Raw genomic sequence first — 20,220 nt, 5'->3', positions numbered from 1 at the left:
CCGATGAAAAATACTTCATCGGATTTTTTTTAGCTATGAATGTATAAAACACTATTTTTGTGATTCCTTTATTAAAACACAATGCCAAATCGTAAATCTGTTTCTGTACAATTGTTCTTTAGAAAAATTGCTCGACGTTTTGAATCGATCATTTTTTTAACCAAAGCGCTTTTATCCGAAAGAAATTTCATTTACTTGTCCAGCGTAGCCGTAGCGATTTCGTGTGCTTTGGCAGTAATTGTCTTAAAAAGTTTTGCCCACAATGTATTCATATTCGCCAATTATGTCAATAAATATTTAAAATTACCTTATGCCAATAGTTTGTTTCCTATCATTGGTATTTTGTTAACTGTTTTTGTGGTTCGAAAATTTCTAGATGGATCTATTGAAAAAGGAAGTTCCAAGGTATTGTATGCCGTGGCAAAAAAAGGCGGTATTCTTCCCAAAAAACAAATGTATGCGCAAATCATTACCAGTTCGTTAACCGTTGGACTAGGTGGATCGGCCGGATTGGAAAGTCCGATTGTGATTACTGGAGCAGCTTTTGGATCCAACTTTGCTCAAAAATACAAACTCTCACAAAAAGATAGAATTTTATTGTTGGCTTGTGGTGTTGCTGCCGGAATTGGAGCTGCCTTTAACGCACCGATTGCCGGTGTGTTATTTGCCATCGAAGTCGTTTTAACCGATGTTTCGATTTCCGCCTTCATTCCCATTATCATTTCGGCTGTGAGTGGCGCTTTGGTGTCTAAAATTCTTTTAAGTCAGGAGATTCTTTTAAACTTTAAACAAGAACAAATTTTCAATTTTCACAATACACCCTATTACATTTTATTGGGAATTTTAGCGGGTTTATACTCGGTTTTCTTTGCCCGAAATTTCAGAAAAATCGAAGGATTTTTTCATCGCATTTCGGGAAGAGGATACAAAAAAGCACTAATAGGCGCTAGTGTATTAGCCATTTTAATCTTCTTTTTCCCAACGCTTTTTGGCGAAGGATATGAAAGTATCAAATCGTTATCGTCCAATCATCCCGAAATATTATTAGAAAATACATTATTAGAAAGCTATAAAAATAACGGTTGGATAGTATTGAGTTTTATCGGATTAACCGTGCTGCTTAAAGTAGTAGCCACTGGGGTTACACTGGGTAGTGGTGGCAATGGTGGCATATTTGCTCCTTCCCTATTTGCAGGTTCCTATTTGGGCTTTTTTGTAGCCAAATCAATCCATTTATTAGGCATTTCCGATTCGCTTCCAGTAGCTAATTTAACGATTGTGGGCATGGCTGGAATTTTAAGCGGACTCTTTCATGCGCCTCTAACAGCTATATTCCTAATTGCAGAAATAACAGGTGGTTACGATTTAATGATGCCTTTAATGATTGTTTCCTCCATCAGTTATGCCGTTTCTAAACAATTTGAAAAACATTCTATGGATGTGAAAGCGCTAGCCGATAAAGGTGAAGTATTTACCAGTGACAAAGACAAAAATATTCTGCAAAGCATTGACTTTCTTACATTGGTGGATACCGACGTTAAAACAATTTCTTTAGAAAAAACATTAGAACCGTTGGTTGATTATTTATCGACTTCGAATCAAGCTATTATTCCCGTTTTAGATGACAAGCAAAAGTTATTAGGCATCGTTGATTTTGAAAACATTAGACCCATAATATTCAATTCGTTTCGCATCAAATTTACCGAAGTACAAGAAGTGTTGTCGCAGCCCACTGAAGTCATCAACCACGACGATGGTATGGAAACTATTATGGATAAATTTGAAACTTCCAATCAACTCATTTTACCAGTTACTAAAAACGGAAAATTCTACGGATTGATAACCAAAGTAGACATTCTAGAATCCTACAGAGAAAAGCTGAAAGAAATGATTATTGAATAAAGTTTTGATTTTCAAATAAATTGGTTATTTTTAAAAACTAATTTATTTGATATGAAACATATAGTATCCTTATTTTTAATTACCCTGTCGATAAGTTATGGGTATTCTCAAGAAACTTCAGACAAAGACAACGAAGTCACACTAGACCAGAAAAAACTATTGGCTGAGTTATCGGACAAAGCGTGTAAGTGTATCGATTCTATTGAAACCGCAAATAAATCTAGAGACAGTATTTCATCTGAAATTAGTGCTTGTCTAAAAGAATACGTTGGCGCATATCAAATGGGGATTAAAATTGCTTCCATTAAAGATTTAGAAAAAACGGCTAAAGTTGGTGAAGATGGAAAAAAACAGATTGACATCACCATCAATATGAATGAAGATTCTAAAGAATTTAAAGAATACTATTATGATATGGAACGGTATTTAGTTAAGAATTGCCCAGCCATTAAAAATAAAATTGCCGCTAACGATAAGATTGGTGAGAAATCGATTTCTAGAAATAGTGAGGCTATCAAATATTACAATTTAGGCTTAGATGAAACCAAAAAAGAAAATTTTGAAAAAGCTATTGAATATTATAAAAAAGCCTTAGTCTTTGATCCTAATTTTGCTTTTGCCTATGACAATATTGGCATCAATTACAGACGATTGAACAAGTTTGATGAAGCCATTGAAGCCTATGAAAAATCGCTAGAAATTGACCCTACTGGAATCATGCCATTGCAAAATTTAGGCATCGCTTACATCTATAAAAAAGAATATAAAAAAGGTGTAAAGGCCTACGAACGATTGGCAAAAGTAGATCCTAACAATCCCGAAGTTTTTTATGGAATTGGAAATATTTATACCCAATACCTATTTGAATATGAAAAAGCTTTAGAAAATTTATGTCAAGCCTATAACCTGTATGTTGAACAAAAATCACCCTATCGAACTGACGCTGAAACCTTGATTCAAATTGTGTACAGAGAAATGAAAAAACAAGGCAAAGAAGCCTTATTTGAATCAATTTTAGCCAAATATCATATTTCCAGTAAATAAAAAAAATCCCTTTACAATCGAAAGGGATTTTTAATTTTAATACCTCAGAGGTTCTAATTTCAATTTAAAAAAAATTACTTCGTTTTCTCTCCAACAAAATAATCACTCGTACTTTTAAACAACACATTAAATGTTGTTAAACTTCCATAACATCTCGTAATGTATTGTTGCAGTTCTACTTTTTCCGAATTGTCTAAATTACTCGAATTAATTTTTTGTTCCATTACACGAAGCCTGTCTCTAACCATAATAATTTTATTGAAAAAAACATCAATCGGCACTTCTTTATTTTGGGTTGGCGTTCCTGGTTCCATAACCAATTTTCCGCCTTTCCATTTATCGGCAATTGGGACTACTTGAGAAACGTCTGACCAACGTTGCAATATATTTTTCAACGTGCGTTCTACTTCATAAAAACTTACCGAATCAACTTCGCCATCAATGGCATCAATCACTTCAAAAGTACTGTCAACGTCTATCGTTTCCAATCCGCTTTCTATAAAAGTAACCCAATAATGCTTCGAGGTTACATTGGTTACTACGCCAAGTCCCAGTTCAGGGTGCTTAATGCGTGAACCTATTCCTAAAATATTCATAATGTAATGATTTTTTAATTTGCCCAAATATAAAAATCTTTAACAAATTCTTCTCAACTGACTAAGTGAATTTTGACCTTAAAATTGTACTTTTGCGTTTTCACTCCAACTATGCTAGAAAACGATACTACTATTGAAGTTATTGGCGCTCGTGTTCACAACTTAAAGAACATCGATATTACCATTCCGAGAGAACAATTGGTGGTGATTACTGGGCTTTCGGGTTCGGGAAAATCATCCTTAGCTTTTGATACGATTTATGCCGAAGGACAACGTCGTTACATCGAAACGTTTTCGGCATATGCACGTCAATTTTTAGGCGGATTGGAACGTCCTGATGTGGATAAAATTGACGGACTTTCACCTGTAATCGCTATCGAACAAAAAACAACCAGCAAATCGCCACGATCAACGGTTGGAACGATCACTGAAATATACGATTTTTTGCGTTTGCTCTATGCGCGTGCTGGAGAAGCCTTCAGCTATAACACCGGAGAGAAAATGGTTTCCTATTCGGATGAGCAAATTAAAAATTTAATTAAAGAGAATTTCCTCGGAAAACGCATTAACATTTTAGCACCCATTATTCGCGCCAGAAAGGGACATTATGCCGAGTTATTCCAACAAATAGCCAAACAAGGGTTTGTAAAAGTGCGTGTCAATGGCAAAATTGTTGACATCACTACTGGAATGAAACTCGACCGTTACAAAACACACGATATCGAAATTGTAATTGACCGATTGCAAGTTGAAGATAATGACGATACCGACAAACGTTTGTCGGAAAGTATCAAAACTGCGATGTATCACGGTGAAGATGTAATGATGGTTATTGAGCACGAAAGTGACGACGTGCGGTTTTTTAGTCGAACCTTGATGTGCCCAACCACAGGTATTTCGTATCAAAATCCGGAGCCGAATTTATTTTCGTTCAATTCGCCTAAAGGAGCTTGCGAACATTGTAATGGCTTGGGAATTGTAAACGAAATCAACCTCAAAAAAATCATTCCGAATCCGAAATTGTCCATCAATAAAGGCGGATTTGCGCCGCTTGGCGAATACAAAAGTTCGTGGATGTTCAAGCAATTGGAAATTATCGGTGAAAAATACAATTTCAAATTGACCGATGCCATCGAAACGATTTCTGACGAGGCAATGGACATGATTTTGAATGGCGGTAACGAAAAATTCTCCGTGGTTTCAAAAGCCGCCGGAGTGACTAAAGAGTATAAAATCGATTTTGAAGGGATTGCCAAATTTATTAAAAATCAGCACGATGACAGTAATTCGACTTCTATAAAACGTTGGGCAAAAGACTTTATGGACGAAATTAATTGTCCGGTTTGTGATGGTTCGCGTTTGAAAAAAGAATCGCTTTTCTTTAAAATAAACGATAAAAACATTGCTGAATTATCGGCTATGGACATTTCAGAATTGACGGCATGGTTCAAAGCTTTACCCGAAGTGTTGTCTGAAAAACAAAAAACAATCGCCACCGAAATTCTCAAAGAAATCAACGATCGCTTGCAATTTTTGATGGATGTTGGACTGAATTATTTGTCGTTAAGTCGAAGTTCTAAATCACTTTCGGGTGGTGAAGCACAACGTATTCGCTTGGCAACACAAATCGGTTCGCAATTGGTTGGCGTGCTTTATATTTTAGACGAACCGAGTATCGGATTGCACCAACGCGATAACGAACGATTGATCAATTCGTTGAAAAATCTTCGAGACATTGGTAATTCGGTTTTGGTAGTCGAACACGACAAAGACATGATTGAATGTGCTGATTACGTGATTGACATCGGACCCAAAGCTGGAAAATTTGGTGGGAATATCATCAGTAAAGGAACGCCAGCAGAATTACTAAAAGAACATACGCTAACCGCGCAATATTTGAACGGCGAATTGCAAATTGAAGTGCCTAAAAAGCGCCGTGAAGGCAATGGAAAATCGATAAAACTTTCGGGAGCTAGTGGTAATAATTTAAAAAATGTAACCGTGGAATTTCCATTAGGAAAACTGATTTGCGTGACTGGAGTTTCAGGAAGTGGTAAGTCAACGTTGATTAATGAAACGCTCTACCCTATTTTGAATGCCCATATTTTTAATGGTGTCAAAAAACCACAACCGTATAAAAAAATTGAAGGTTTAGAACATATTGACAAAGTAATTGACATTGATCAAAGTCCGATTGGTAGAACACCACGTTCCAACCCAGCGACGTATACCGATGTGTTTTCTGAAGTTAGAAGTTTGTTTACCCTAACACCCGAAGCGATGATTCGTGGCTATAAAGCTGGACGTTTCAGTTTTAATGTCGCTGGCGGACGCTGCGAAACCTGTGAAGGATCGGGAGTTCGAACCATCGAAATGAGTTTCTTACCCGATGTGTATGTCGAATGCGAAACCTGTCAAGGCAAGCGTTTTAATAGAGAAACTTTGGAAATTCGATACAAAGGAAAGTCCATTTCGGATGTGTTGAACATGACGGTAGATGAAGCCGTTGAGTTCTTTGAAAACATACCCAAAATATACCGAAAAGTAAAAACCATTCAAGATGTTGGATTGGGATACATTACCCTAGGACAACAAAGCACCACGCTTTCGGGTGGTGAAGCGCAACGCATTAAATTGGCGACGGAATTGTCTAAAAAAGATACCGGAAATACCTTTTATATTATGGACGAACCCACTACAGGTTTGCACTTTGAAGACATTCGGGTGTTGATGGATGTGATTCAAAAACTGGTAGATAAAGGAAATTCGGTGTTGATTATCGAGCACAATTTAGATGTAATTAAACTAGCCGATTACATTATAGATGTTGGTTTGGAAGGCGGAAAAGGTGGTGGCGAAATTTTGTGCACCGGAACACCCGAAGAAATCGTTAAGAATAAGAAAAGTTATACCGCACATTTTTTGAAAAAAGAATTGACTCAAAAATAATAGCGAAATGAATTCTATTGAAATAACTACCGAGCGATTAATTTTGAAAAGCATCACGCCTGCTATCATTCATGAACTATTTCATAGCAAAACCAAAGAAGAAATTGTTACCTATTTCGGTTTTGATGAAGCGGGTTTTGAACATGCTAAAACGATGCACGAAAAAGGTATGGAAACCCACCGAATATCCATGTTCTATTTTTTGTTGATTGATAAACAGAGTAACTTACCTATTGGTGAGTGTGGTTTTCACACGTGGAATGCTTCCCACAATCGAGCAGAAGTATTCTATAACATGAAAAACGAAGCTTTCAAACAAAAAGGATTGATGACCGAAGCATTAAATGAAGTATTACGGTATGGATTTACCCAATTAAACTTGCATCGTGTAGAAGCTTTAATAGCTGCCGAAAACCAAGCTTCTTTAAAATTATTACAACGGTATGGCTTTAGTTATGAAGGCACCGTGCGCGAAGATTATGTCGTAGATGGCAAAAATGAAGATTCGGAATGCTATTCGTTGTTGAAATGGGAGTGGGAAAAACGGAGTTAAAACAGCATCCTTATTTATAAAAATTTACCTTAAAACTTCAGATGTAAAAAAAAGAAGTAATTTAGCAGGCTTTTTTAGCCCAGATAGAGCCGATATCCTTGCGTAGTTTACGGAGCAAGATAAAGGCGAAAGCTGGATCAGCTTCAAATAAAAATAAAAAATACGATTATGGCATTTAACGATTACGAAAACGAAGACCACAGAATACAGGATAAATTAAAGCAAAAAACGTGGAACGAGATTAGAACCAACGACTCATGGGCGATTTTTAAAATCATGTCGGAGTTTGTAAATGGATACGAATCGATGGCTCGTATTGGGCCTTGTGTATCGATTTTTGGCTCAGCTCGAACCAAACCAGACGATAAATATTACGAATTGGCTGAACGAACCGCTTACAAAATCAGTAAAGCAGGTTATGGTGTGATTACAGGCGGTGGCCCAGGAATTATGGAAGCTGGTAATAAAGGAGCGCACCGAGGCGAAGGAACTTCGGTTGGATTGAATATTGAATTGCCGTTTGAACAACACTACAATCCGTATATTGATAAAGACAAAAACTTGAACTTTGACTACTTTTTTGTGCGCAAAGTGATGTTTGTAAAATACTCGCAAGGCTTTGTGGTGATGCCGGGTGGTTTTGGGACTTTAGACGAAATGTTTGAAGCCGTAACCTTGATTCAAACTAAGAAAATTGGGAAATTTCCAATTATTTTGGTCGGAACCGAATACTGGTCTGGTCTTTTAGATTGGATTAAAAATGTGATGATTGACAAGCAAAAAAATGCCAATCCAGAAGACATGAACTTGATTCAATTGGTCGACACCGAAGATGAAGTGGTGGAAGCGTTGGATAACTTCTATAAAAAATACAATTTAAGTCCGAATTTTTAAGCTCTCAGCCTTCAGCAGTTAGCTTTTAAATCGATAAAGATAAGCTAACTGCTAATGGCTAACCGCTAATTGCTTTGCTATGTTTTTTAACTCGTTTCATTTTGCCATTTTTCTGCCTATAGTTTTTATGCTGTATTGGTTTGTGGGGCATAAATCGAAAATCAATCAGAATTATATTTTGATTTTGGCGAGTTATTATTTCTATTCGTGTTGGGATTGGAGGTTCTTGTTTTTATTGGTTTTTTCAACGCTATTGGATTATGTCTCGGCTATGAAAATTGAAAAAAGTCAGACTTCTTCCGAACGAAAAATGTGGTTGTGGACGTGTGTTTCCATCAATTTAGGATTTCTTGGGGTATTCAAATATTACAACTTTTTTGCCCAATCATTTGCCGAAATGGTACATTCGTTTGGGTTTACTGCCAATCCGATTTTATTGAAATTAATACTACCTGTTGGGATTTCGTTTTACACCTTTCACGGCCTTTCTTACATCATTGACATTTACTACAAACGCATCAAATCGGAAAAAAACTTTGTAGATTATTCGCTATTTGTGAGTTATTTTCCGCTGTTAGTAGCTGGTCCGATTGAACGTGCGACACACTTATTACCCCAAATTAAAGTCCGAAGAAAATTCAATTTCAATAAAGCGCAAGAAGGTATTTATCAAATCGTTTGGGGATTAGTGAAAAAAGTGGTGATAGCCGATTCGTGTTCGGTTTATGCCAACGAAATTTTCAATCATTATACTACGGCAAATTCCTTGTCCTTGATTTTGGGTGCGGTATATTTTGCCTTTCAGATTTATGGCGACTTTTCGGGCTATTCGGATATTGCTTTGGGAACTTCGAAACTATTCGGAATTGATTTGTTGAAGAACTTCAATTATCCTTATTTTTCAAGAGATATCGCCGAATTTTGGCGCAAATGGCACATTTCGCTTTCGTCGTGGTTTCGCGATTATTTATACATTCCGTTGGGCGGAAGTAAAGGCAATAAATGGTTTCAGGTGCGCAATACGTTCATCATCTTTTTAGTCAGTGGTTTTTGGCATGGTGCCAATTGGACCTATGTGGCTTGGGGATTGATTAATGCGATTTACTTTTTACCCTTACTCCTACTGAACCGAAACCGAAAAAATGTTGATGATTTTACGTTAGGACTTAATTTTGAATCGGTTCAAACCCTTTTCAATATACTAGTAACTTTTTCAATTACCTGTGTGGCTTGGATTTTCTTTAGAGCTAAAACCATTACCGATGCCGTTTTATACCTTAAAAGAATGTTCACGAACTTGCATTTTAACGAAGAATATTTTAGAATTGAACGCTACAGCCACAACTTAATCCCATTAGTGCTTATTTTCGTACTTGTAGAATGGAACAACCGTCATAAACTAGAGCCTATTTCGGGAAAATACAGTTGGTTGAAATTAAGTTTGTGCATAGCAGCCATTTTAGCTTTGGGTGTTTTTTCAGATTATAAAGAATTTATTTATTTTCAATTCTAATGAAGCAATTTCTCATATTCTTAACAAAAGGTTTAGCCATCATCATTCTTACGATGGTTCTGCTTGATGTGCTATATACTGCCATCTATATGCAATCGGATTCGAGAAGTAAAATAGATTATTTATACCATTCCAAAAATAAAAGTTATGATGTCGTTTTTTTAGGTTCGTCACGCGTTAACAATCATTTTGTACCTAAAATATTCAACGATCAAGGACATACTACGTTCAATTTTGGCATCACACGTTCGCGTTTAGAAGAATCGGCTTTAATGTTGCAAATGATGGTTGAACGCCATTACAAAATCAAGAATTTAATTCTTCAAGTCGATTTGAACATCAATAGCAACGATCATTCGGAAGCGATTCGTTCGCTCTTTATGCCCTATTTACATTCGTCTAAAACCATTCGTGATTTTTACAGAACCATTCCCGAATACAACCAATTACTGTACATTCCGTTTTACCGATACATGCATTATGATGCCCGAATTGGATTCAGAGAAATGTATTATTCAGCCGTTCATAAAAAAACCAATGCTTTAGATAACGATGGTTTTTATCCGTTATTAACGGACCAAAGACCAATGGTGGCAGCCGATTTATCAAAATATTATCCGAAACGAAACAAAGGATATGAAGAAATAAAAGCCATTTGCAAAAAGAACCACATCAACTTGATTGCGATGACCACTCCAATGTGTATGGAGACCATTAACCGAGATTATTTCAATCACTTACACGAAATTTATCCAGAAATTCGTAGATTTGAAAATGCCGTAACCGAGGATAAGTATTTTTCAACGTGCGGACACATGAATAAAGACGGTGCAATAGAATTCACTAAAATAGTTTTCAAAGCATTATTCAAACCCAAAATAGCCCAGTGAAAAAGATAACCTACTTACTTTTCTTATGCTCCATTATGGCATTTTCACAACACCATTCCACATTGGTGGTGGAAGTGAACCACGAAAAGAAAGTACTGAATGTCTATCAAGAACTAACCTATTTCAATCAAAGTAACGATACCTTATCGAGCATTGTTTTAAACGATTGGAACAATGCGTATTCTGATAAAAATACCGCTTTAGGTGCCCGATTTTCGGATGAATATGTGCGTAGTTTTCATTTGGCTTCCGAAAAAGAACGCGGCAATACCAATACCATCACCATTATTGACGAATCCAAATCACTATTATCGTGGAACCGACCTGAAGATTTTTCAGATTTAGTAGAATTTCAATTAAAAAACAAATTGCTTCCGGGAGAAAAAGCGACATTTGTGTTGTCGTATTTTGTTAAAATTCCGGATGATAAATTCACGAAATACGGGTACAATTCACAAGATGGTATTGCTTTAAAAGATTGGTTTCTGACACCGTCGATTTATAAAAATAATCAATTTATTACATACAACAATCTCAACATTGACGATGCGCCTAACGCTTTAACCGATGTTGATTTAAAAATCACCACTCCTAAAGATAGTCAAGTCATTTGCGATTTGCCTTTGATATCTGTAGACAATAATACCTATACTTTTTCGGGCAAGAATCAATTGGTTGTGAATCTGTACATCGATCCCACAAAATCGTTTTTAAGTTTTAAAAATAATCATTTGGACGTTACTTCTAATTTGGAAGACAAACGTGTAAACGACATTAACAAAGCCATTATCGTTGATAAAGTAATCAATTATGTTGCTGATAATTTAGGAAATTACCCAAAGCCAAAAATCATCGTTTCACAATTGGATTATGAACAAAATCCGTTTTATGGATTGAATCAATTGCCGTCGTTTATCAGTCCGTTTCCCGATGATTTTATCTACGAATTAAAGTTTTTAAAGACGTATTTGAACAATTATTTAAAGACTACTTTACAATTAGATCCGCGAAAAGACAATTGGATTTACGATGCTATTCAAATCTATTATATGATGAAATATATAGATGAATATTATCCTGAGGCCAAGATGATGGGAAGTATTGGCAAGTTGCGATTGCTTAGAGGTTACCATTTGGTTTCGTTAGATTTTAATGAACAATACAGCTATTTCTATATGTTGATGGCGCGTAAAAATTTAGACCAACCGCTTGGTGACCCAAAAAATACGTTGATAAAATTCAATGAAAAAATTGCTTCAAAATATAGAGCCGGATTGAGTTTTAGGTATTTATCCGATTATATTGGTGAAGAAAATTTGAAGAAAAGTATTCGTGAATTTGTACTATATGCTTCTAAAAGCCAAACCGATGTTCATCAATTTGAATCTATAGTTGAACGCAATTCGCAAAAAAAAACCGATTGGTTCTTCAATACCATCATCAATTCGAGAAAAATTGTCGATTATAAATTTGATGACGTTACCAAAACCAAAGACAGTGTTTCATTCCGTTTGAAAAATAAAACTGGAGTTGATGTTCCGATTCCTGTTTATGGTATCAAGAAAAAAGAAGTAGTTTTTAAAGAATGGATTGATGCGGTAAAAGCAGACAGTATCTATACTTTTAAGCGAAATGGTGCCGATAAAATTGTCATTAATTACAAAAATATTGTACCCGAATACAACCAAAGAAACAACTGGAAGTCGTTGAAATCATTTCGATTGAGTAATAAGCCCATCAAGTTCAATTTCATGAAAGATTTGGAAGATCCGAATTACAATCAAATTTTGTATGTGCCCACTTTGGAATACAATTTTTATGACGGATTCATTCCAGGCATGCGTTTTCACAACAAAACCATATTGGATAAACCGTTTAATTTTGATGTAACGCCTTCGTATTCTACCAAAACGAGTTCGCTTTCGGGACGCTTTTCAACGTCAGTGAATCAATTCAATCGCGATAGCAACATGTTCAACATTCGGTATGGATTGAGCGGCGAAAACTACCATTATGCACCCGATGCGTATTACAAAAAAATCAATCCGTATGTGCTGTTCAGATTCAGAGAAGACGATTTTAGAGACAATCACTACAAGAGTTTGTTGTTCCGTCAAGTGTATGTCAATCGAGAAGCAAGTGAATTTGTAAAAAGTACTCAAGACGGAAACTATTCCATTTTCAATGCGCGTTACAACAATTCAAGAACCGAAATTACGAAGCATTTTGGCTATGCAACCGATTTACAATTGGCTTCCAAATTCGGAAAAGCGTCTACAAGCATTAGTTTTAGAAGACTTTTTGACGACAATAGACAAATTAATTTACGTTTGTATGGTGGTCTGTTTTTATACAATAAAACCGAAACTACCTACTTTAATTTTGCTTTAGATCGTCCCACCGATTATTTATTTGATTACAACTATTTAGGCCGATCTGAAAGTACCGGAATTTTCAGTCAGCAGTACATTCAAGCTGAAGGCGGATTCAAATCGAAATTGATTAATCCGTATGCCAATCAGTGGTTAACGACTGCCAATGGTAGTTTTAATGTTTGGAATTGGATTGAAATCTACGGTGATTTAGGCTTCTTGAAAAACAAACACGAAGATGCTCGATTTGTATACGATAGTGGTATTCGTTTGAATTTAGTTACCGATTATTTTGAGTTGTATTTTCCAGTGTATTCTAATAATGGTTGGGAAGTTTCACAACCAAAATATGCTGAAAAAATTCGTTTTATTGTAGCGTTTTCTCCACAATCGTTGATTGGTTTGTTTACCAGAAAATGGTTTTAATTCTTATCAAAATACTAGTTTTATTGAATATTTAATTTGTATTATCCATTTTTTATAAACAAATTACATTCAAACCTTAAAATACAGAGTAATAATTGCTAATTATTAAATTATATTTTTTTCACAGAATTATAATTATTAGCGCTTTTTCATTAAATTTGTTTCATTAAGAAATTCCATAATCATTATGACCGAAACACAAACCAAAGTCGAAATTACTTTTGAAGATTTTAAAGCCGAAGTTTTAAACGATTATAAAATTGCTACCATAAGCCGTGAATGTAGTTTATTAGGAAGACGCGAAGTGCTTACTGGTAAAGCCAAATTCGGAATTTTTGGTGACGGAAAAGAAGTGCCGCAATTGGCATTGGCTAAAGCGTTTAAGAATGGAGATTTTCGTTCAGGATATTACCGCGATCAAACCTTTATGATGGCTATTGGCGCTATGACTATTGAGCAATTCTTTGCCGGATTGTATGGTCATACTGATATTAATTTTGATCCAATGAGTGCAGGTCGACAAATGGGCGGACACTTTGCTACCCATTCGCTTGACGAAAATGGCAATTGGAACAACTTAACCCAACAAAAAAATTCAAGTGCTGATATTTCACCAACGGCTGGGCAAATGCCACGTTTGTTAGGGTTGGCACAAGCCTCTAAAATATATAGAAACGTTGCTGGAATCGACCAAACCAATTTTTCAGAGAATGGAAACGAGATAGCATGGGGAACTATTGGAAATGCGTCTACCTCTGAAGGGTTGTTTTTTGAAACCATCAATGCGGCAGGTGTTTTACAAGTGCCGATGGTGATGAGTGTTTGGGATGATGAATACGGAATTTCGGTGCATGCACGATACCAAACAACTAAAGAAAATATTTCTGAAATTCTAAAAGGATTTCAACGTGATGAGAAAGGAAATGGCTATGAAATTCTAACCGTTAAAGGCTGGGATTATCCAGCTTTAGTGTCAACGTATGAAAAAGCAGCGGCTATTGCTCGTGAAGAACACGTTCCGGTTTTAATTCATGTACAAGAATTGACGCAACCTCAAGGACATTCAACTTCTGGAAGTCATGAGCGCTATAAAAATGCCGAGCGACTGGCATGGGAAGCCGAATTTGATTGTTTGGCACAAATGCGTTTGTGGTTCATTGAAAATAATTTGGCTACAGCAGAAGAATTAGACGACTTAGACAACCAAGCTAAGAAAGATGTTCTTGAAGGAAAAAAAGCCGCATGGATCGCTTTTGTAACGCCAATGAAAGACGAGCAAAAAGAATTGGTCGCTTTGTTAAATTCAGTGGCATCATCGAGTGAAAACAAGATATTCATTGAAAAAATTGCTAACGATTTAGCGGCTATCAAAGAACCAATTCGCAAAGATATTTTGACTACAGCTCGTAAAGTATTGCGAATGGTTATCAACGAAACAGGAAAGTCGGAACTTGCAACTTGGATTACCAATTATACGGCTAAAATCCAACCCAAATTCAGTTCGCATTTATTCTCCGAATCAGCTAAAAGTGTATTGACTTCTGCGGAAGTTTTACCTACTTATGATGCTTCAGCAGAAGACGTAGATGCGCGCTTGGTATTGCGAGATAACTTTGATGCCATCTTTACTAAATATCCTGAAACGTTGATTTTTGGAGAAGATTCGGGTAATATTGGAGACGTAAATCAAGGTCTGGAAGGCATGCAAGAGAAATATGGTGAATTGCGTGTTGCCGATGTTGGAATTCGTGAAGCGACTATTTTGGGACAAGGAATTGGAATGGCGATGCGAGGATTGCGTCCGATTGCTGAAATTCAATATTTGGATTATTTGTTATATGCTATCCAAATCATGAGTGACGATTTGGCCACCTTACAATATAGAACTGCTGGAAGACAAAAAGCACCGCTAATTATTAGAACACGCGGACACCGTTTGGAAGGTGTTTGGCATTCGGGTTCACCTATGGGAATGATTATTAATGCTATTCGTGGTATTCACGTTTTGGTTCCAAGAAATATGACTAAAGCCGCTGGATTTTACAATACTTTATTAGAAAAAGACGAACCTGCTTTGGTAGTAGAATGTTTGAATGGTTATCGATTGAAAGAGAAAATGCCAACCAATTTAGGTGAATTTAAAACACCAATTGGAGTTGTTGAAACCATTAAATCTGGAACCGATATTACGTTGGTTTCTTACGGTTCTACTTTGCGATTAGTAGAACAAGCAGCTAACGAATTGGAAGCTGTTGGAATCAGTGCTGAAATCATTGATATTCAATCATTATTACCATTTGATTTGAATCAAGATATTGTAAAAAGTGTTGCCAAAACCAATCGCCTTTTGGTAATTGATGAAGATGTTCCCGGTGGTGCGAGTGCTTACATTTTACAAGAGATAGTAGAAGTACAAAAAGGTTACAACTATTTGGATAGTGCGCCTCAAACCTTGGCTTCTAAACCACACCGACCTGCTTATGGCACCGATGGTGATTATTTTTCAAAACCTTCAGTTGAAGATATTTTTGAGAAAGTATATGCAATTATGCACGAAGCCAATCCAGCGAAATATAAGAGTTTGTATTAAATTTAGACATGTAATTAAAAAAGCCATACATCACAGTATGGCTTTTTTTTATACTAAAACTACTGATTATGAGTTTATATACAAACGAATAAATTATGAAAAAAATTTGCATATTACTGCTGCTGATGGTGTTTGTTTCTTGTAAGAGCAAACAGGCAGCAACTGAAAATAAGGACGTAGTGCGTTTTGAAAAAATAGATCTTAAAGAGGTAAATACGCTTAAAAAAGATAGAGCAACCGATTTAGGAAAACGATTATTGGAAACATGTAACACTTCTGTTTTTAAGGTTTTCACCAAAAATGAAGCCACTGATAAAGTGATAAAAAATGCTACCGTAGATCGAATTTCTAAAGCTTGTCACATCATTAATCAGCGTAATGGTAAATTCATTGCTATTCAACTCCTAGACGTCACACACGACATGGAAACTGATGATTTGATATTCCGATACAAAATAGAATATCAAAAAAAATATTTTGAACGAGAGTTGTATGTTACCGTCAATTCGGAAAACAAAGTAGCTGCCATATCTACCAAAGAAGTACCCAAAAAACCTATGTAAGTTTATTTCAAAATTCTAAACTCACATCTACGGTTGATAGAATGTTCTGTTTCGGTACATTTATCACCACATTTCACTAAAGGAACACTTTCACCATATCCTTTAGAGCGCAATCTTTTTCTGTCAATTCCTTTATTTACAAGATACTCTAATGTAGAAGCTGCTCTGTTATTGGATAGAATTAAGTTATACATTTCTGAAGCTCTCGAGTCGGTATGTGCACCTATTTGAATTTCCATCAAAGGGTATTTTTTCAATAAATCAACCAAAACATCTAAAATTTTGGCCGCTTGCTCTTTGATGTTCCATTTGTTTAAATCAAAATAAATATTTTCCAATTCGATGTACACATATCCATCATTTTTAGTGACTACAATATCTTCGGCATCGTCATATGATTCTACTTCCAATTCGATTGAGAATCGCGATTTTCCTTCGTCGTTGGTTGTGAATTCTACACTACTCGGAATGTAAAAATCTCGAACCGCTTCAACACGGTATTTCTTATTAGGACGCGTATTAAAGAAGTACTCTGCTTTTGAACCCGCTACCATTTGTCCAACTAATTTGTTATCTTCATCGTATAATGTTACTGTGGTTCCTGGCAGTAAGTTTTTTGAGATTTTATCGCGAACATCGCCTTCTACTAAGAAGCGTTTCTCATTTTCTTTACGTTTAAAACTATATAAGTTATCAGATCCTTTTCTGTTTGAAGACAAAAATCCGCTATTATCTTTTTCATTCAAAACATACCCAAAATCATCCAAATTACTGTTGATAGTTTCACCCAGATTTAATGGTTTTATGTACACATCGTTGTACAATTTACTCATGAATATGTCCAATCCACCCATTCCTTCATGTCCGTCTGAAGCAAAATAAAGAGTGCCATCTTCGGTTAAAAAAGGAAATTGTTCCCTGTGAATCGTATTGATGGCATCACCTAAATTTTTGGGTGCACCATACGTTCCATCTGAGTTCACATCAACATAGTACAAATCCATTGAGCCTAAAGTCCCTGGCATATCACTGGCAAAGTAGAGTTTTTTACCATCTTTAGTTAAGCAAGGATGTTCGGTTGAAAACACATCACTTGAGAAAGGCATTTCGGTAATATTCGTCCATTCGTTATTGACCAATTCAGCTCTGAAAATTTTAACCGTAGCATATTTTTCTTCCCCAATTTGAACCCTTTTAGCATTGGTTCTACTGAAATACATAATTTTTCCATCTTGAGAAAAAGTAGCATTACTTTCGTGAGTTTTGGTATTGATTTTATCCGAAAAGGGTTTAATATTTTCAAGAAGACCATCTTTAGTAACGGTCGCTTCAAATAAATCTAAATACGGTTTTTGATTCCAATTAAAAATAGGTTTGTCGTTACTTCTCAAGGAAGCAAAAACGACTTTATCTCCAAAAAAGGACATTCCAAAATCGCCATTGGAAGTACTTTTAGTCATCAATTGAATTTCATAATCATAAGGCACAATGTTGACTAGATTTTCGATGAATTTTTTAGTGTCTACTTGGTATTTTAAGTATTCACTCATAATTGCATCTGCTTTTTCATAGTCTTTTATTCCTTTTAATGCATGAGCATATCTAAAATACGATTCTGGCTTCAAACTATCTTTATATGAAAAAAACAATTGTCCGTAATTCTTTACTGCAAAATCCATTTGTGAATTATAGTAATAGGAATCCCCTAAATTTTGAAGTACTTGTTGTGATGGCTTTAGCGCTTCATACATTTTGGCAGCGTCTACATAAGAACGGTTTACAAAAAGATGATTGGCTTTTTTCAAAGATGGTTTTTGTTGCCCGAAGCAAGTCAGACTTAAAAACAAAATGAAGCTATATGTATATAAATTTCTCATGTGCTTTGTATTAGAAAAATCTTGGCGATTTGTCGTATCCATTGGTATTACTATTATTTCCAGATTTACTGATGTCAAACAATAACATTATTTCATGTGAACCTGAATTGAATCGTCCTAAATTTGATAAGGTATAATCGTATGCATAACCCACTCGTAAAGCAGGTGTTACTCTAAAATTCACTAAACCACTCATTGAATCGCCAAAACGATAACCTACACCAGCTTCAAAAACATTGTTAATTAAAACATTGGCGGTTACATCAATAGATACCGGAGCTCCTGAAACTGCTTTAGACATAAAAGCTGGCTTGAATTTTAAATTATCATTCAATGTAAAAACGTATCCACCTGTTAAAAAATAATGCACTTCTTCGGAACCTGTTCGAACAATTCCATCTTGACGTTCAAGGTGTTTAGAAGTAAGAATATTTGGAGCCGAAAAACCAACATAATAGTTCTCTCCAAAATAATACGTACCGATTCCTACATTTGGGAACGTTCTGCTTAAATTATTTGCAAATGCTTGATCAGGCAAAGGATCTGAATACACAAATCCGTTAAAATTGGTACTAAAAAAAGTAGTTCCTGCTTTAATCCCAAACGATAATTTATTTTTATCGCTTACAGGCAAAACATAAGCAAAGTCAGCGTAAACATTAGTTTCTTTTACAACATCACCAATTTGATCGTGAATGATAGACAAACCACCTTCTACTCGTTTCCCAAAAGCAGCATGACCAAAAAATGTTCCTGTTGTTGGACCTCCTACAGATCCAACCCATTGTGCTCTATATAGACCTCCAAGGTTAATTGCATCTTGATTATCGGTAGCATAAGCCGGATTTAAGACACTCATGTTATACATATATTGCGTGTATTGTGGGTCTTGTTGGGCTGAAGCAATAAAGCACATCAATAAGGTGCTTAATTGTATCAGATATTTTATATTTTTATTTTTCATAAGTACAATTTCTTTCAAATTATCTGCTTAAATAGACTCTTCCTTGCAATGGTTTTCTATTTCCATCATTGAATTCTATAATAAAAAAGTATACTCCTGTAGGAAGCAAACCGTCTCCTATAGTCAAACCTTCTGTTGATTTACCATTCCAATTAGATGAATTTATAGTTCCTTTATACAATACACTTCCATATCTGTTATAGATTTCAAGACTGTAATTTGGATACAATGTTGCTAAATTTTCAATAACAAACTCGTCATTAATTCCATCTCCATTAGGAGAAAAACCATCAGGTATTATAATGTCTGTAACAGGACAAATATCAATAGTAACCGTCACAGTTGCTGATGCTGGAGCACATGTTGATGTCACTGTGTATGTATAAACACCTGCTGTGTCAACCGCTGGATTAAATACGCCTGTACCACTAGCTAGTGCTGGTGACCAAACTCCGCCTGATTGTGGGGTTCCGCCTAAAACTGTGAACAAATCTTGTGGAGTTGCTGTATTGCAAATAGTTAAAGCATTATTAGTTCCTGCGCTTGGGGCTTGTGTGATAGTTACAGTAACTGTTGCTGTCGCATTTCCACATGGAGCTGCGCCTGTTACGGTATACGTGTAAACACCTGCTGTGTCTACTGCAGGATCAAATACGCCTGTGCCACTAGCTAATGCCGGTGACCATACACCACCTGTTTGTGGAGTACCACCTAAACTGGTAAATAAATCTTGTGCTATGCCGTTACTACAAATGCTTAATGTACCGTTCGTTCCTGCATTGGGTATTGGATTAACCGTTACGGTTGCTGTTGCTGTGCCTGCTGCACATGGTGCTGTTCCTGTTACCGTATACGTGTAAACACCTGCTGTGTCAACCGCAGGATTAAATACGCCTGTACCACTAGCTAGTGCTGGTGACCAAACTCCGCCTACTTGTGGGGTTCCGCCTAAAACAGTAAATAAATCTTGACTCGGACTCGTAGCACATAATGTTAATGTTCCATTAGTTCCTGCATTGGGGGCTTGTGTGATTGTTACAGTCACCGTTGCTGTCGCATTTCCACATGGAGCTGCGCCTGTTACGGT

General features: G+C 36.0%; 14 protein-coding genes. 10 read left to right on the top strand and 4 right to left on the bottom strand.

Translation table 11 applies throughout. The annotated features are described in order from the left end of the window. Positions 1-81 precede the first annotated feature (81 nt). Together ACODSI_RS10510 and ACODSI_RS10505 are read left to right on the top strand one after the other, a co-directional pair. Complete coding sequence (locus ACODSI_RS10510; RefSeq protein ID WP_488916809.1) at positions 82-1,902, top strand: chloride channel protein; 1,821 nt, start codon at positions 82-84, stop codon at positions 1,900-1,902. Between the two features lie 51 nt (positions 1,903-1,953). Beyond that, complete coding sequence (locus ACODSI_RS10505; RefSeq protein WP_488916808.1) at positions 1,954-2,946, top strand: tetratricopeptide repeat protein; 993 nt, start codon at positions 1,954-1,956, stop codon at positions 2,944-2,946. 74 nt (positions 2,947-3,020) lie between these two features. Here the strand turns inward: ACODSI_RS10505 and ACODSI_RS10500 are convergent, their stop codons facing one another. Next, positions 3,021-3,542: a DUF8685 domain-containing protein gene (locus ACODSI_RS10500; protein ID WP_488916807.1), complete on the bottom strand. Its 522-nt coding sequence runs from the start codon at positions 3,540-3,542 to the stop codon at positions 3,021-3,023. 111 nt (positions 3,543-3,653) lie between these two features. Between ACODSI_RS10500 and uvrA the strand changes: the two genes are divergently transcribed. From uvrA to ACODSI_RS10460, 8 genes are all read left to right on the top strand, one after another. Then, the gene (gene uvrA, locus ACODSI_RS10495) at positions 3,654-6,491 is read left to right on the top strand and encodes an excinuclease ABC subunit UvrA (RefSeq protein WP_488916806.1); all 2,838 of its coding nucleotides are present in this window, start codon (positions 3,654-3,656) and stop codon (positions 6,489-6,491) included. Positions 6,492-6,498: 7 nt separating this feature from the next. Further along, the gene (locus tag ACODSI_RS10490; RefSeq protein WP_488916805.1) at positions 6,499-7,044 is read left to right on the top strand and encodes a GNAT family N-acetyltransferase; all 546 of its coding nucleotides are present in this window, start codon (positions 6,499-6,501) and stop codon (positions 7,042-7,044) included. Between the two features lie 168 nt (positions 7,045-7,212). Continuing rightward, entirely contained in the window at positions 7,213-7,938 is a 726-nt protein-coding gene (locus ACODSI_RS10485) for an LOG family protein (protein ID WP_488916804.1), read from the top strand. Positions 7,939-8,017: 79 nt separating this feature from the next. Next, positions 8,018-9,451 carry an MBOAT family O-acyltransferase gene (locus ACODSI_RS10480; RefSeq protein ID WP_488916803.1) on the top strand — a complete coding sequence of 478 codons (1,434 nt, stop codon included), beginning with the start codon at positions 8,018-8,020 and terminating at the stop codon, positions 9,449-9,451. Beyond that, positions 9,451-10,341, top strand: a complete 891-nt coding sequence (locus tag ACODSI_RS10475; protein ID WP_488916802.1) for a hypothetical protein — start codon at positions 9,451-9,453, stop codon at positions 10,339-10,341. The genes ACODSI_RS10480 and ACODSI_RS10475 overlap by 1 nt, the downstream gene beginning before the upstream one ends. Continuing rightward, the gene (locus ACODSI_RS10470; RefSeq protein WP_488916801.1) at positions 10,338-13,139 is read left to right on the top strand and encodes a gluzincin family metallopeptidase; all 2,802 of its coding nucleotides are present in this window, start codon (positions 10,338-10,340) and stop codon (positions 13,137-13,139) included. Before ACODSI_RS10475 ends, ACODSI_RS10470 begins: the two co-directional genes overlap by 4 nt. A gap of 187 nt (positions 13,140-13,326) precedes the next feature. Then, on the top strand, positions 13,327-15,729 hold the full coding sequence (locus ACODSI_RS10465; RefSeq protein ID WP_488916800.1) for an alpha-ketoacid dehydrogenase subunit alpha/beta: 2,403 nt from the start codon (positions 13,327-13,329) through the stop codon (positions 15,727-15,729). Positions 15,730-15,824: 95 nt separating this feature from the next. Then, positions 15,825-16,292 carry a hypothetical protein gene (locus ACODSI_RS10460; protein ID WP_488916799.1) on the top strand — a complete coding sequence of 156 codons (468 nt, stop codon included), beginning with the start codon at positions 15,825-15,827 and terminating at the stop codon, positions 16,290-16,292. Positions 16,293-16,294: 2 nt separating this feature from the next. On the opposite strand, the gene ACODSI_RS10455 is transcribed toward ACODSI_RS10460, so the two are convergent. From ACODSI_RS10455 to ACODSI_RS10445, 3 genes are all read right to left on the bottom strand, one after another. Beyond that, positions 16,295-18,169 (bottom strand): OmpA family protein, encoded by a 1,875-nt coding sequence (locus ACODSI_RS10455; protein ID WP_488916798.1) that lies wholly within the window; start codon positions 18,167-18,169, stop codon positions 16,295-16,297. A gap of 10 nt (positions 18,170-18,179) precedes the next feature. Continuing rightward, complete coding sequence (locus ACODSI_RS10450; protein ID WP_488916797.1) at positions 18,180-19,133, bottom strand: PorP/SprF family type IX secretion system membrane protein; 954 nt, start codon at positions 19,131-19,133, stop codon at positions 18,180-18,182. A 19-nt stretch (positions 19,134-19,152) separates the two neighbouring features. Then, positions 19,153-20,220 (bottom strand): T9SS type B sorting domain-containing protein (locus tag ACODSI_RS10445; RefSeq protein WP_488916796.1); only part of this gene is annotated, 1,068 nt, incomplete at its 5' end.

The sequence above is a fragment of the Flavobacterium sp. FG139 genome (genome assembly GCF_057809695.1).
The sequence above is the reverse complement of the archived record's forward strand: the minus strand, read 5'-3'. Positions and strand labels throughout refer to the sequence as shown.

Excerpts from the sequence above, each read along its gene's own strand:
- ACODSI_RS10510 (WP_488916809.1), top strand. The coding sequence starts at position 82 with ATGCCAAATCGTAAATCTGTTTCTGTACAATTGTTCTTTAGAAAAATT.
- ACODSI_RS10505 (WP_488916808.1), top strand. The coding sequence starts at position 1,954 with ATGAAACATATAGTATCCTTATTTTTAATTACCCTGTCGATAAGTTAT.
- ACODSI_RS10500 (WP_488916807.1), bottom strand. The coding sequence starts at position 3,542 with ATGAATATTTTAGGAATAGGTTCACGCATTAAGCACCCTGAACTGGGA.
- uvrA (WP_488916806.1), top strand. The coding sequence starts at position 3,654 with ATGCTAGAAAACGATACTACTATTGAAGTTATTGGCGCTCGTGTTCAC.
- ACODSI_RS10490 (WP_488916805.1), top strand. The coding sequence starts at position 6,499 with ATGAATTCTATTGAAATAACTACCGAGCGATTAATTTTGAAAAGCATC.
- ACODSI_RS10485 (WP_488916804.1), top strand. The coding sequence starts at position 7,213 with ATGGCATTTAACGATTACGAAAACGAAGACCACAGAATACAGGATAAA.
- ACODSI_RS10480 (WP_488916803.1), top strand. The coding sequence starts at position 8,018 with ATGTTTTTTAACTCGTTTCATTTTGCCATTTTTCTGCCTATAGTTTTT.
- ACODSI_RS10475 (WP_488916802.1), top strand. The coding sequence starts at position 9,451 with ATGAAGCAATTTCTCATATTCTTAACAAAAGGTTTAGCCATCATCATT.
- ACODSI_RS10465 (WP_488916800.1), top strand. The coding sequence starts at position 13,327 with ATGACCGAAACACAAACCAAAGTCGAAATTACTTTTGAAGATTTTAAA.
- ACODSI_RS10460 (WP_488916799.1), top strand. The coding sequence starts at position 15,825 with ATGAAAAAAATTTGCATATTACTGCTGCTGATGGTGTTTGTTTCTTGT.
- ACODSI_RS10455 (WP_488916798.1), bottom strand. The coding sequence starts at position 18,169 with ATGAGAAATTTATATACATATAGCTTCATTTTGTTTTTAAGTCTGACT.
- ACODSI_RS10450 (WP_488916797.1), bottom strand. The coding sequence starts at position 19,133 with ATGAAAAATAAAAATATAAAATATCTGATACAATTAAGCACCTTATTG.